Source organism: Gordonia sp. SL306 (assembly GCF_026625785.1).
Lineage (GTDB): Bacteria > Actinomycetota > Actinomycetes > Mycobacteriales > Mycobacteriaceae > Gordonia.
On the sequence record NZ_CP113063.1, the window covers coordinates 974162 to 988674 of the forward strand.

General features: G+C 70.1%; 1 protein-coding gene (cut by a window edge). It reads right to left on the reverse strand.

Annotated elements, in window-relative coordinates; genetic code table 11:
- Window positions 1-14449, reverse strand: partial view of a non-ribosomal peptide synthetase gene (locus OVA31_RS04360; RefSeq protein WP_267629874.1) — the start only. It extends 34553 nt beyond the left edge of the window; only the first 14449 of its 49002 coding nucleotides appear in the window; the start codon lies at window positions 14447-14449; the stop codon falls past the left edge of the window.
- Window positions 14450-14513 lie beyond the last annotated feature (64 nt).

A 14513-nucleotide genomic window follows, 5' to 3' on the forward strand; every position in this document is an offset into this window, starting at 1 on the left:
CGCGCACCACGTCGTCGTCGCCGATCACGCTCGGCAGGTATGTGAAGGCGAACCGCATGCCGTCACCCGCCGGGCCGACGATCAGATTGAGCGGGTAGTGGGTGGAGTCGGCGAAGTCGACGCCGGTGATGTCCAGACCGGCCGCGCGACTCCCCGACGCGAGGGCGTCGGAGTCGACCGGATAGGACTCGTAGACGGTCAAGGTGTCGAACAAGACCGGGTGCCCGCCGATCTCGCCGATGTCGGCGAGGCCGAGATGCTGATGATCCAGCAGGCGGGTCTTGGCGTCCTGCAGTACCGATGCGACCTCGCCGAGGGTCTGCGCGGGATCGCAGTCGACGATCACCGGGTTGGTGTTGATGAACAGGCCGATCGCGGCCTCCACGCCGTCGAGGTCGGCCGGACGGCCGGACACGGTCTCACCGAAGGCGACCACCTGCTGCCCGGTCAGCCGGGACAGCGTGAGGGCCCAGGCCACCTGGATCGCGGTCGACGGCGTCACCCCGTGGTCGCGGGAGAAGCGATGCAGTCCGGAGACCAGGTCGTGGTCGAGGTCGACGTCGCGTTCCGCCGGTGTCTCGGCAACCGTGGCCCGCTCGGGTGCGAGGAGGGTCGGGCCGTCCAACGGCGCCAACGCCTCTCGCCACGCATCCCGCGCGGCGGCACCGTCCCGGTCGGCCAGCCAGGTGAGGAAGTCGGCGTAGTCGGCGCGGGGCGTCGGCGGGGTGGGAACCGCGCCGTCGCCGAGGTAGGCGGCGAACAGGTCGGCGATCACCAGCGGCCCGGACCATCCGTCGAGCAGGATGTGGTGGTTGGTGATGATCAGCCGGTGCTCACCCGACGGCATCGCAACCCCGACGAACCGGATCGGACCGGGTCGTGCGAGGTCGAAGCGGGTGGTGCGCTGCTTGCCCGCCAGTTCCGCCAGCCGCGACTGTGCCGTCGGGGCATCGAGAGCACTGAGATCGACTGTCTGCCAATCGGGTTCGACGATCGGCGGCACCACCGTGACGGGAGTGCCGTCGGTTGTCCGCACGTAGGCGGATCGCAGCACCGGGTGTGCGCGGAACAGTTCGCCTGCCGCCCGACGCATCCGGGACTCGTCGATGCCGCCGGCGATCGCGATGATCACCTGGACCGAGTACACGTCGATCTCACCGGGACGGTCGACGATCTCGGACTGGAACAGCAGCCCGTTCTGCAGGGGGGACAACGGCCAGAGGTCCGCCGCCGGATACCGGCCGCCGAGTTCGTCGATCTCGTGCTGCGCGAGTCCGGTGGTCACCACATCGGATTCGGACAGTCCGGGGTCGCCCACGGCGTCGAGGTCGGCCACGATGGCGTCGAGTCCGTCCTGCCACCGTCGCGCGATCCCGGTGACCTCGTCCTCGTCGAGGACACCGCCCGGGAAGCTGAAGTCGGCCCGCAGGATCCGGCCGTCGCCACCGGCGACCGCGGAGACGTTGACCGCCAGGGACGACAGCGCCACCATCGCGCCGGACACCGACGGGGGCAGCACCGGAGCGTCGGTCGCCGGCAGGAAGCCGGCGGCATCGTCCGCCGCGACATCGTTGCCCGCGGCAGGACCCGCAGGACCACTGACATTGCCGAAGTAGTTGAAGCTGATCGACGGGAGCCGCAGGTCTGCGAGCGGCGAGCCGTCGCGCAGGTAGCGCAGTGACCCGAATGCCACGCCGTGATCGGGCATGGCGGCCCGGGAGTCCTTGACGGACTTGACCAACGCGGTGGTGTCGGCCGTGTCACCACCGTCCGCGGGGACATCGACGGTCAGCGGTGCGATGCTGGTGAACCATCCGACCGCGCGCGACAGATCGGCGCCCGGCGCGACGGTTTCCTCACGTCCGTGGCCTTCGAGCAGGATGGCGACACGACCACCGGTGGCCGCGTCCGTCACCGCGCGGGCCAAGGCGGCGAGCAGCGAGTTGTCGGCACCGGTCCGGTAGGCGTCCGGCACTCTGGTCAGCAGGGCCTCGGTCAGGTCGGTGGGCAGCGTCCACGAGACGGTCCGGACCGTCGCCTGCCGGTCTCGGCTCCGGTCGAAGGGCCGTCCCACCTGCTCGGCCTCTGGCGCCCGGAGGTGCCCGGCCCACATCGGGAGTTCCTCGTCCCGGTCGGCGAGATCGGCCAGCACGCCGGCCCAGCGCCGCATCGACGTGCCGGTCGGCTGCAGCGAGATCTCCTGTCCCGCCGAGTACTGCGCCCATGCCGTGACGAGATCGGTGATGATCGCCGACCACGACACGGCATCCACCGCGAGGTGATGGATGGCGACGATGAGCCTGCCGCGCCCGTCCGGGCTCCGCAGCCCGATGGCCTGGAGCACGGCACCGGTGCCCGGGTCGAGACGTCCCAGCGCCCAGGCGTGCCCGTCATGGACGGCGTCGGTGAAGGCATCCGAATCGATCGGGGCGTCGACGGCGTGGATCCGCACCGCGGTGTCGGCGCCGAACTCGTTGCCCGCGGTCAGCTCCCACTCGCCATCGCGCTCGACGAGCCGTGCACTGAGCATCGGGTGATGTGCGACGACCGCGGCGACCACCGTGCGCAGCTCGGGTTCGGTGATTCCGTCGGGCAGGATGAGCACGCTGCTCTGCGAGAAGTCGGCGATGTCGGACGGCTCGTCGGCGTGGTCGAGCATCCAGTGCACGGCCGGCGTGAGAGCGACCTCGCCCTCTCCCCCACCCGGGTATTCCGCCAGGTCGGCGACCGCGTCGGCACCGGCTGCCATCGCGAGGGCCCGCACGGTCCGCCGCTCGAAGATGTCGCGGGGACTCACGGTGTAGCCCGCGGCTCGCAGCGCCGACGCCACCCGGATGGACATGATCGAGTCGCCGCCGAGGGCGAAGAAGGACTCGGTGACCGAGATCCGGTCGACGCCGAGGGCACCGGCGAAGATCCCGGCGATCGCACGCTCGTCGTCGTCGGCGGGCGCCTCGTAATCGGTGTCCAGTGCGGTGAAGTCGGGCTCCGGCAACGCCCGACGGTCCAGTTTTCCGGAGCTGCCCAGTGGGATGGCGTCGAGCAGGGTCCACACGGTCGGCCGCATGTACTCCGGCAGGGCCTGTGCCGCCGCAGTTTTCGCCGGCTCGGGGTTGGCCGGGCCGACCAGGTAGGCGACGAGGTGTTCGGCGCCGCTGGACGAGCGGGCGACGGTGACCGCGGCGTGCACCACGTCGTCGACCGCGGTGAGCACCGACTCGATCTCGCCGAGCTCGATCCGCTGTCCGCGCAGCTTCACCTGGAAGTCGGTGCGGCCCAGATACTCCAGCTCGCCGCCGGAGTTGTGGCACACCAGGTCGCCGGTGCGGTACAGGCGAGCGCCGGGTGCACCGAACGGGTCGGCGACGAAACGTTCCGCGGTGAGATCCGGGCGGGCCGCGTAACCTCGGGCGATCTGCACGCCCCCGAGGTACAGCTCGCCGGGCACGCCGGCGGGTACCGGGCGCAGCCGGTTGTCGAGCACCCAGGTCGTGGTGTTCCAGGTCGGGTGCCCGATCGGCACGACGTCGCCGACGGTGGTCAGATCCTGGTGCGCGACCTCGACCGCCGCCTCGGTGGGGCCGAACAGGTCGTGCAGACCTGCTCGCGGCAGTGCGCTACGGGTGGCCTTCGCGACGGCCGGCGGCAGCGCCTCACCGGAGGCGAAGACGTACCGAAGCGAGGTGAGGTCTGCCAGCGTCTCGTCGTCGACGACGTCGAGGAACACCGACAGCATCGACGGCACGAAATGGACCGATGTCACCTGCTCCGACTCGATCACCGCGGCGAGGTATCCCGGATCGGTGTGACCGCCGGGCCGGGCGATCAGCATCCGCGCACCGGCGAACAGCGGCGCGAACAGCTCGGGCACCGAGACGTCGAAGGTGTACGGCGTCTTGAGGATCACCGTGTCCGAGGCATCGATCGGGAAGGTGCTCAGACCCCAGTGCAGACGGTTGAGGACGGCACGGTGCGACACCGTCACGCCCTTGGGCCTGCCGGTCGAACCCGAGGTGAAGATCGTGTAGGCGGCGTGCTCCGGATGCAGTGGCGCTCGCCGGTCGGCATCGGCGACGGGAACGATGTCGGGGTCGAACGGTGCCGTGGTATCGACGTCGAGCACGGTGACGCCGGCTTCGACGAACGCCTGTGGGGAGGAGTCGGGCCCGACGAGGACGAGGTCCACGTCCGCGGTGTCGAGCATGTGGCGCACTCGATCGACGGGGGCCTCGGTGTCCATCGGCACGTACTGGCCACCGGCGGCCACGATGGCGTGGATCGCGACCACCATCTCGACGGATCGCGGGATGCTCACGCCGACTGCGTCATCCGGGCCGACGCCGCGCGCGATCAGATCCCGCGCCAGGCCGCTGACCCGGGCCACGAGCTCTGCGTAGTCCACGCTCCTGTCCTCGAACATGAGGGCGGGCGCCGACGGTGTGCGTCGCGACTGCTCGACGATCGCGGTGTCCAGCGTGGTGTCGCGGACCGCCACGTCGGACCCGACGGAGAGTCGGCGGACGTCGCCGTGCTCTCGGTCGGTGAGCAACGGGCGGTCGCCGACCGCGGCCGACGGGTGAAGCGCGAGATCACCGAGGAGATCGACGAATCGGGTGGCCAGTCGCTCGATGGTCGAGGCGTCGAAGAGATCCGTCGCGTACACGATCGAACCGCGCCAGCCGTCGGGACCGTCTCCGACGGCGATGTCGATGGTCAGATCCACCTTGGCGGACGGCTCGCCTGCCTGTACCGGTGCGACGGTCAGCCCGGGCAGATCGATGCTCCCCCTCGACGAGGCGTCGACCGTCAACAACACCTGCGACAGTGGCGCAAACGCCTCCGAACGAGTCGGGTTCAGTTCCTCGACGAGATGTTCGAACGGAACATCCGCGTGCGCGTACGCGTCGAGATCGGTGCGCCGCACCGAGTCGAGGAGTTCGGCGAACGTCGTCGACGAGTCGACCTCGGTACGCAGGACGAGCGTGTTCACGAACATGCCGACGAGATGATCGAAGGCCGCATCGCCACGTCCCGCGATCGGCGTGCTGACGGCGATGTCGGTGGTGCCGGACAATCGGGCGAGCAGTACGGCGAGCGCGGCATGCACGACCATGAACGACGTGACTCCGCGATCGGCGGCGATCGCGGTGACCGCGGATGCGACCTCGGCGGGGACGTCGACCTCGACGGCCGCGCCACGCAGCGTCGCAACCGCCGGGCGCGGACGGTCCGCCGGCAGCTCGAGCACATCGGGCAGGGCCGCCAACTGTTTTGTCCAGTAACGGGTTTGCGCCGCCATCGCCGAGTCGGGGTCGTCTGATGAACCGAGGACCGCGCGCTGCCAGAGTGCGTAGTCGGCGAACTGCAGCGGCAGGGGTGTCCACGTCGGCACGGCACCTTCGGTCCGCGCGCGGTAGGCCGTGAGGACATCGGCGAGCAGCGGTGTCATCGATTCGCCGTCGGCGGCGATGTGGTGCACGACGAGGGCGAGCACGTGTCGTCGACGGTCGGCCACATCCGTGCCGAGTACCGCTCGAACCGGCAACTCGGTCGCGATGTCGAATCCGGTGGTGACGGCCTGTGTCACGGCGGCGGCGATCTCGGCGTCGGAGCCGTCGAGCTGCTGCCAACGCAACGTCGTCGACAGGTCGGTGGCCGGATGCACGGTCTGGACGGGCGCCCCGTCCACGTCCCCGAAGGTGCTGCGCAGCACCTCGTGTCGGCCCATGACGTCGACCAGAGCGTCGCGCAGCGCAGCGACGTCGAGGTCGCCGTCGAGGCGCAACACCAGCGGGATGTTGTAGGCAGGCGACTCCGGATCGAAACGGTTGAGGAACCAGATCCGCTGCTGCGAGTACGACAGCGGGAGGTGGTGCGGCCGTGGGATCGAGCCCGGCGCGACGGATGCCAGGGTATCGATCGCGGCACGGCTCACCACCCGAGCGAGATCTCGCACCGTCGGGTGGTCGAAGACATCGCGGACCCGCACGGTGGCGCCCGTGGTCGCGGAGATCCGTGCGGCGAGTCGGGTCGCTGACAGTGAGTTGCCGCCGAGGTCGAAGAACGATTCGGTCGCGCTGACCCGGTCGCGGCCCAGCAGGTCGCCCATGATCTCGGCGATCTGGGTCTCGCCGGGACCGACCGGTGCGACGAACTCGTCGGCCGAGAGCCGGTCCGGGATCGGCAGTGCGCGTCGGTCGAGTTTTCCGCTGGTGGTCAGCGGCAGGGCGTCGAGGACGACGATCGCCGAGGGCACCATGTACCTCGCGAGCCGCTCGCCCACCGCACTGGTGAGTACGCCCGGGTCGAGTTCCGCCGGACTGTCCGCCTCCGGCACCACATAGCTCACGAGACGGATGCCGGTGGCATCTCCCCCGACGCCCTGGGTGACCGCCGTGTCGACGCCCGGCTGCGCCGTGAGGACGGCGTCGATCTCGCCGAGCTCGACCCGCTGACCGTTGATCTTCACCTGGAAGTCGGCCCGGCCGGCGAACTCCAACCGATGAGTGCCCGTGTGTTCGTCGGGTGTCCAGCGGACGAGGTCGCCGGTGCGGTACATCCGACTGCCCGGCGCGCCAAGAGGATCGGCCACGAAGGCCGACGCCGACAGACCGGTCCGATTCAGGTAACCGAGCGCGAGGGCGTCGCCTGCGAGGTACAACTCGCCGACGGCGCCTGCCGGAACCGGGTGCAGCCGCTCGTCGAGCACCGCCACCGAGAAGCCGCCGACCGGGCGTCCGATGGTGATCGGTTCGCCGGGGACCACCGCCGCCGCGGTCGCCCACACCGTCGTCTCCGACGGCCCGTACAGATTGAACATCTCCCGGCCCGGCGCCCAGGCCTCGACCACGTCGGGTGGACACGCCTCACCTGCCGTCGTGAGGTGACGTAGCGAGGTGACGCCGTGGGGCTCCATCGTCGCGAGCACCTGTGGGGTGATGACCGCATCGGTGACCGCACCGTCGACGATCACCTCGACGAGCGCGGGTCCGGCGAAGACGTCGGCCGGGGAGATCACCAGGGTGACGCCGAGTCCGATGGCCCAGGCCATCTCGAAGAATGCGGCATCGAAGCTCGGGGACGCCACGTGCAGCACCCGGATGTCGGACTCGGTTCCCGAGATTCCCCTTCCCGAGATCGACCGCTGTGCGGCAAGCATTTCGGCGACGCCACGATGCGACACGGCAACGGCCTTGGGCCGTCCGGTCGAGCCCGAGGTGTAGATCAGGTACGCGAGGTCGTCGAGGCGGGCGGCGCGAGTCCGTTCGTCGTCGGCGATCGGTGCGCCCGACAGCCCGTCCAGCCGTGTCCGGATCGACGGGTGGTCGATCGCAATGCAACGGACCTCGCCGAAACGCTCGTCGAGTCCGGAGTCGCCTGCGGTGAGTGCCACGGCCACACCGGAATCGGTGAGGATGTGAGCGATACGGTCGGCGGGCAGCGTCGGATCGATCGGCAGGTACGCGGCACCGGTGGCCAGCACCGAGAAGACCGCGGTGACGGACTCGACAGACCGGGCGATCGCCACCGCCACCACGTCTCCGGGGCCGATGCCCTCGCCGATGAGCATGCGGCCGAGCCGGTGCGTGCGATCACCGAACTCGTCGTAGGTCACCGACCGGTCACCGAGGATCAGTGCTGTGCGGTCGCCGGTCACCTCACGCGCGGCGAGGATCTCGGTGATCGTTCGCGGCGATGCGGCGGCGGGCGACGTCATCGGCGCGAGTGCGGCACGTTCGTCGGCGTCGACGAGCTCGATGTCGCCGACGGCGCCGTCGGGCGTGGCCACGAATCCGGCCAGCAGCGTCCGGTACAGACCTGCGATACGCGTGATCTCGGTGTCCGAGAAGGCGTTCGGGAGATACTTGAATGTCAGGTCGATGTCGTCGCCCGACGGTGCGGCGGCGAGGTTGAGCGGATAGTGGGTGGCGTCGGTCAGCGACACCTGCCCGATCTGCAGGCCGGCCGCTGAGCTGCCCGCGGTGACCGCGTCGGCATCCACCGGATAGGACTCGTAGACGGTGAGCGTGTCGAACAGCACGTGATGTCCGGCGGCCGACGCGATGTCGGCGAGGCCGACATGCTGATGATCGAGGAGCCGTGCCTTGGTGGCCTGCAGATCGGCGAGGCCGTCGCGCACCGGTTGTGCCGCATCGACATCGACGACCACCGGCAGCGTGTTGATGAACAGGCCGATCATCGACTCGACACCGGGCAGTTCCGGCGGCCGGCCGGAGACCGTCTCGCCGAAGGTGACCGTGCTGCGTCCGGTCAGTCGGGACAGCAGCACGCCCCAGGCGTATTGGAGGATGGTCGGCACCGTGGTGTCGGTGTCGCGGGCCAACCGCGTCAGTCGCGACGAGAGATCGGTACCGGCGGCGACCGTCTGATCGCGGGGCAGTTCGTCTGCGGTGGGGGTGAATCCGGGCCGTACCAGGGTCGGTCCGTCGACGTCGGCCAGGATCTCGCGCCATGACGCCAGTGCCGCGTCGTCGTCCCGCCGGGCGAGCCAGTCGAGGAAATCGCCGTAGTCACGGCCGGCCGTCTCGTCGGTGCCCGGGAGTTCGAGGCCGCCGTAGTGTGCGAACAGTTCGGCCAGTACGAGCGGATTGGACCAGCCGTCGAGCAGCAGGTGGTGGTTGGTGACGACGAACCGCGTCACGCCGTCGGGGAGGTGGATCAGCCGGAAACGCAGCAGGGGCGGCGCGGCCAGGTCGAACGGTGTGACCCGATCCCCCAGGGCCAGTTCGTCGGCGCGGCGTTCGGCGTCGTCGGCCGGGAGTTCGCGGAGGTCGACGGTCTCCCACTCCGGGTCGACGTGTGGAGGCACCACCGCGAGCGGTGTGCCCGACTCGGTCCGCAGGTAGCCGGAGCGCAGCACCCGGTGATCGCCCAGCAGCCGACGTGCCGACTCGTGCAGACGATCGCCGTCGATCCGTCCGTGTATGTCGATGACGCCCTGGGTGACGTAGACGTCGAGGCCGGTCGCGTCGTCCGCCGGTTCGTGATCGGCCTCGGCGTGTTCGGACTGTGCCAGTTCGGCTTGATAGAACAGACCGCGCTGCAGTGGGGTGAGCGACCACAGGTCGGCGTCCGGGTACCCGATGGCGAGCTGATCGATCTCGCGCTGGGTGAGGCCCGTGGCCGCGACGTCCGACGGGCTCAGACCGGGATCGCCGACCGTGTCGACGTTGGTGGCGATCTCGGCGAGCGCACCGGTGAAGCCTGCGGCCAGCGATGCCACCGCCTCGTCGTCGAGAACCGTTGCCGGCGAGCTGAACTCGACCTCCAGGACACGACCCTCGGCGGTCGGCACGGTGTTGACGTTGACCGCGAGTTGCGCGAGCGCGGCCATCGTCCCCGAGACGGTGCCGGGCAGGCGCGGTGCGTCGGCGACCGGTGCGAACGCGACGTCTGCATCGACGTCGCGTGCGGCCCGCCCAGGACTCGAGGCCGCGCCCGCGCCGAGGAAGTTGAACGTGATCGGCGGCAACGGCCGAGAGGCCAGTGGCGAATCGGGTCGGAGGTATCGCAGCGCGCCGAAGGCGATGCCGTCGTCGGGCCGCTCGGCGATGGCTTCCTTGGTTGCCTTCACGAGCGCGGCGATGGGCGCGGTCGGATCGATGTCGACGGTCAGTGGCGAGACGCTGGTGAACCAGCCGACGGCCCGGGACAGGTCGGCGGGCGCCTCACCGACGTGTTCTTCGCGGCCATGACCCTCGAGCAGGATCGACACCGGGACCGGGCCGCCCTGGTGGCGGGCCACGGCGAGTCCGAGTGCGGCGAGCATGATGTCGTCGGCCCCGGTCCGGAAGGCGGTGGCGATGCGGCCGAGGACCGCTTCGGCGAGATCGGCGGGCACCCGGAACGTCTGGGATCGGACACCGGACTGCCGGTCCCGGTCTCGGACCGTCGGCGCGCCGAGCAGGGTGGGATGCTGCGGCAGGTGACGTTCCCAGATCGGCAGCTCGGCGGCGCGGGACGTCGCGAGGCCGTCGAGAACACTCGCCCACCGCCGCATCGATGTGCCGTTGTCCGGCAGTCTGATCGGCCCGCCGGCACTCTGCTGCGACCAGGCGATCGCGAGGTCGGTGATGATGGTGCGCCACGAGACGGCATCGACGGCGAGGTGGTGCACGGCCAGGATCAGTCGGCCCGGATCGTTGCCATCGCCGCGCACGCCGGTGCAGGCGATCATCTGTGCCGCCGCCGGGTCGAGGCGACCCAGCGCATCGGCATGAGCGGCGCGGACGAGTCCGGCACGGTCGGCGGCCCCCGCATGCCGGGCAGCGTCGTCGGTGCTCCACATGGTGAGGGCGTCGGCACCGGAGAAAGGCTCACCGGCCCGCATCGACCATCCGTCGGCTGTCCGCGTCAACCGCGCCGACAGGGCCGGGTGGTGGGCGACGACGGCGTCGAGCACGGCGCTCAGCCCGGCCTCGTCGACATGCGACGGCAAGGTGAGGACGACGGCCTGCGAGTAGTCCGCCACATCCGACGGCTCGTCGGCGTGTTCGAGCATCCAGTGGACAGTCGGCGTGATGAGCACATCTCCGACGGCGCCGCCCGGCAGCTCGTGCAGGAGGTCGCCGGGCGAGCTCTCGACGGCCCGGGCGAGGCCACGAACTGTCTTGTGTTCGAAGATGTCCCGTGGACTGAGCGGGAACCCTGCACCGCGCAGCAATGAGGAGACCTGGATCGACATGATCGAGTCGCCGCCGAGCGCGAAGAAGGATTCGGTCACGCCGATCCGGTCGGCGCCGAGCACACCGGCGACGATCTCCGCGATACGGCGTTCCGCCTCGGTCCCCGGCTCGACCGTCTCGGTGGATTCGGTCGTCGAGAAGTCCGGCTGTGGCAGGGCACGGCGGTCGAGCTTGCCTGCACTGCCGAGCGGCAGTTCATCGAGCACCGTCCACACCGTGGGCCGCATGTACTGCGGTAGCGCCTCGGCGACGGCACGCCGCGTCTCGTCGACGTCGACCGTCGACGTCGGGGCCAGATAGGCGACGAGGTGCTGCGCGCCGCCGGGCCCGGTGGCGACGGTCGCCGCCGCGTGGACGACTCCTGGCACCCCCGAGAGCACCGACTCGATCTCGCCGAGCTCCACCCGCTGACCGCGTAGTTTCACCTGGAAGTCGGTGCGGCCCAGGTATTCCAGCTCGCCCGCCGAATTGACCCGGACGAGATCACCGGTTCGGTAGAGCCGTCCGCCGGACGCACCGTACGGGTTGGCGACGAATCGGTCGGCCGTGAGGTCGGGGCGGGCCGCATACCCGCGCGCCACCTGCACACCGCCGAGGTAGAGCTCGCCCGGTACGCCGACCGGCACCACCCGCAGGCGTGCATCGAGCACCAGGGTCTGGGTGTTCCAGGTCGGCCGGCCGATCGGCACCACGTCGCCGACGACGTCGAGCGCCTGATGGGCGACCTCGACGGCGGCCTCGGTCGGACCGAACAGGTCGTGCAGCCCGGCGTGCGGGAACCGATCCCGGGCCGCGGCGGCGACGGAGGGCGACAAGGCCTCGCCGGAGCAGAAGACGTAGCGCAGATGGGTCAGCTCGGCCAATTGCCGGGCCGGGACCACATCGAGGAACACCGACAGCATCGACGGCACGAAATGCACCGACGTCACCCGGTGCGCCAGCAGCACGTCGGCGAGATACGTCGGGTCGGTGTGCCCGCCGTGGCGGGCGACGAGGAGTCGAGCCCCGGCGATCAGCGGCGCGAACAGCTCGGGAACCGAGACGTCGAAGGTGTACGGCGTCTTGAGGATCACCGTGTCGTCGGCGTCGAACGGGAAGGTCGCCAACCCCCATCGCAGCCGGTTGAGCACCGAGCGGTGACTGACCGTGACGCCCTTCGGCCTGCCGGTGGAACCGGAGGTGAAGATCGTGTAGGCAGCGTGGTCGGGATGCAGGGACGCGATCCGATCGGCGTCCGACACCCGTTGCGCGTCGGGGGCATCGAGGTCGATCGAGTGGTCCGCGTCGACCACGACGACGGGCGTCGCGTTGCCGGCGACAGGCGCAGGCCGGACACCCGGATCGACGAGAAGGACCGTCGCCCCAGCGGTGTCGATGATGTAGTCGGCGCGTTCGGCGGGCGCCTCGGTGTCGATCGGGACGTACTGTCCGCCTGCGGTCACCACCGCGTGGATCGCGATGACCATCTCGACCGACCGCGGAATGCAGACGGCCACCGCCACGTCCGGCCCCACCCCGAGCGAGATCAGCGCTCGGGCCAGCATGTTCACCCGGGCGGCGAACTCGGCGTGGTCGAGGACGCGGTCGTCGGACAGCAGCGCCGGGGCGTCCGGGTGGCGTGAAGCGAATTCGCTCAGGGCCTCGGGCAGGACCTGGGCCGGCAGGTCGACGCGCGGTCCGGTGGCGCCTGCGACGCGCCGGGACGCCTCGGCGTCGTCGACCAGGGCGAGATCACCGACCGCGGGATCGGCGCCTGCGGCGGCCGCGACGGAGATCTCGATCAGCAGGCCGCGGAATGCGGCCGCGATGCGTTCGGCGCCGGCGTGATCGAAAAGGTCTGTGGCATAGATGATCTTGCCGGTGATCTCGCCCTCGGCGGTTTCGGTCATCCCGACCGTGAGGTCGAACTTGGCGGCGTCGGCCCCCGGATCCTCGGCAGTGATCTCGAGCTCGCCGACCGCCGTCGGTCCGAGGCCGCTCTGGTCGAGGACGAGCAACACCTGGGCGAGCGGCTCGAACGATTCCGATCGCACCGGGTCCAGTGCCTCGACGACCCGTTCGAACGGCACGTCGGCGTGCGAGAAGGCGTCGAGGTCGACGCGCCGCACCTGGCCCAGCAATTCGGCCAGCGTCTGACCGGGGGTCACCTCGGTGCGTAGCACCAACGTGTTCACGAACATGCCGACGAGCTCGTCGAGGGCGACGTCGCCTCGGCCGGCGACCGGCGTCGCGACCGCGATGTCCGAGGTTGCCGACAACCGGGCCAACAGCACGGCGAGCGCGGCGTGGACCACCATGAACCTCGTGGTGCCGTGGGCACGCGCGAGCTGGTCGAGACCATGACGGACGTCCTCGCCGAGTCGGTACTCGACCGACCCACTGCGCATCGACGCCACCGCGGGACGCGGATGATCGGTTGGCAGTTCCAGCACGTCGGGGAGCCCGGCGAGCTGCGTCCGCCAGTGCCCGAGCTGTCGGGAGATCTCCGAACCTGGGTCACGGTCGTCGCCCAGCGCGTCCCGTTGCCAGATCGCGTAGTCGGCGTACTGCAACGGCATCGGCGCCCACGCCGGTGATTGTCCCTGTGCGCGTGCGGTGTACGCGATGGCGAGGTCGCGGGCGAGCACCGGACCGGACTCGCCGTCAGCGGCGATGTGGTGGACCACCACGACGAGGAGGTGTTCGTCGGGGCCGAGCGCCGCGAGTCTGGCCCGGATGGGCAGTTCACCTGCGACGTCGAAGCCGCGCCACAGGAGCTCACGCGCCTGCGCCTCGTCACCGATCCCCCAGTCCAACAGCGGGATCGCCACAGCGACATCGGAGATCTCCTGATGCGGCGTGCCGTCGGGACCGGCCGGATAGCGGGTGCGCAGCACTTCGTGACGCGCCACCACATCCGCGAAGGCATCTCCCATCGCGTCGGCGTCCACCGGGCCGCGCAGGCGGAGCAGGACGGGGATGTTGTAGGCAGGTGATGTCGTGTCGAACTGGTTGATGAACCACATCCGCTGCTGCGCGAACGACAGTGGCAGCGGCTCGGTTCGGAGCCGTGATCCGGCGACCGAAGCGAGCGCCGCGATGCCGGCCCGTCGTACGCCGGCGCCCGAAAGGAGTTCGGCGAGTTCACGTGCCGTGGGTGCGTCGAACAGCGACCGCACGGGTACGTCGGCCCCGAGCGCGTCGGCCACCCGGGCGGCGACCCTGGTGGCCGACAGCGAGTTGCCGCCGAGATCGAAGAAGCTGTCGATCACCGACACCCGGTCGACGCCCAGCACGTCGGCGAACACACCGGCGACCTTCGCCTCGACATCCGACTCCGGGGCCACGTACTCCCCTGCGCTGAACTCGGGTTCCGGCAGGGCCCGACGATCGATCTTGCCCGCCGAGTTGAGCGGGATGTCGTCGAGGACCATCCAGACCGTGGGACGCATGTACTCGGCCAGCGCCTCCGCCGTCACCGACTTGACCCGGTCCAGGTCGATCGGCTGACCACTCGCACCCGCCAGGTATGCCACGAGATGATCTCCGCCTGCCGGCGCGACGGCCACCGTCGCGGCCGCGTGCACCACGCCGGGCGCCGACGCCAGCACCGACTCGATCTCGCCCAGCTCGATGCGCTGACCCCGCAGTTTGATCTGGAAGTCGGTGCGGCCCAGGTAGTCCAGTGATCCGTCGCGCCGGTGACGTACCAGGTCTCCGGTTCGGTACAACCGCGACCCCGGCGGACCGAACGGGTCGGCCACGAACCGTTCCGCGGTCAGTTTCCAATTCCGGTCGGGCGGCATAGCCCCGGGCCAGTTGGATCCC